We start from the raw sequence: 1,134 nt of genomic DNA, 5'->3' as shown, positions 1-1,134 counted from the left end.
TAAAGTTAGTGTGGGAGTTGATAATCGAAAGATTCTCAGCCGAGCACTAAGCTTTTACTTATTTTGTGTTTTTATCTTAGTCGACCTAAAAATACTTAAATAAGTATAAGTGACACAGTAAACAAACAAAAACCTTTGAATAATCCACAAAAACACCCATATTAACTTTATACGATGTTGCCTACCGTTTATTTGTTTTCTTGGATTATTTTTCTAATCTCTTTTTTCAGTTTAGGAATATGATTTATGATAATCGACCAAATATTCTCATCAGAAATGCTATCATATGCATGAATGACTTGATTTCTCAATCCAATAATTGCTTTTGCATCTGAAATAATATTTGCGTAGGAGGGATCTTTTTTTAAGATTCGATTCACAGCTTCTCCGATTATTTCTAAGTCTCTTTCAATTGCTCTTTTGAGCATTGTATTTTCTCGATACTCTAAAAAGTTCTTGTCCTTATTGTCAAAGTACGAATCAATTTCATTTAGAGCAAAGTCAATGTCATAAATCCACTTTAAAATTCTCTCATCCATAAATTAATTCTTTATTCTTGTTTATTGAATTAATTAGTATTGGGTTTTTTAAAGTTTGTTCTTCAACTAAATCAATATCTCTTTTGAATAATTTTCCTAGTTTTTCCTTGAAAGAAATATAATTTTCAAAATATTTATTCAAGTCTTTTTTTTCAAAGCTTACTAAGAAATCAATATCACTTTTGTCTGTAAAACTCTCATTTGTAGCAGAACCAAATAGATATAATTTCTCAACATTATGTTTTCGACATAGTGTTTTGACTCTCTTTATATTTTTATCTATTTGTAACATGTTTCAAAGATAATTAAATTTCATCGAAGTTTTATTTAAAACGATTTTTTCTAATGGTTGGCAACGGTTTTGTATAAAGTTAGTGTGGGAGTTGATAATCGCGAGATTCTCAGCCCCGGACTAAGCTTTTACTTATTTTGTGTTTTTATCTTAGTCGACCTAAAAATAGATAAATAAGTAGAAGCGAAATAATAAAAAAACACAAACCTTTTAGCAAACCTAAAAACTCACATTAACTTTATGCGGTGTTGTAGGTAGTTTTTATTCGTTTATTTTATACAGGTCAACAATACTTTTAAGTTC

Annotated in this window: 2 protein-coding genes; both read right to left on the bottom strand. The window is 28.1% G+C overall.

Annotated elements, in window-relative coordinates; genetic code table 11:
* Positions 1-188: 188 nt before the first annotated feature.
* Positions 189-539 (bottom strand): HepT-like ribonuclease domain-containing protein, encoded by a 351-nt coding sequence (locus FGM02_RS17960; protein ID WP_139960016.1) that lies wholly within the window; start codon positions 537-539, stop codon positions 189-191.
* Entirely contained in the window at positions 532-831 is a 300-nt protein-coding gene (locus FGM02_RS17955) for a nucleotidyltransferase family protein (RefSeq protein ID WP_139960014.1), read from the bottom strand. Before FGM02_RS17955 ends, FGM02_RS17960 begins: the two co-directional genes overlap by 8 nt.
* Positions 832-1,134: the final 303 nt, after the last annotated feature.

This window comes from Flavicella sediminum, from assembly GCF_006381105.1.
GTDB classification, from domain to species: Bacteria; Bacteroidota; Bacteroidia; order Flavobacteriales; family Flavobacteriaceae; genus Flavicella; species Flavicella sediminum.
The sequence above is the reverse complement of the archived record's forward strand: the minus strand, read 5'-3'. Positions and strand labels throughout refer to the sequence as shown.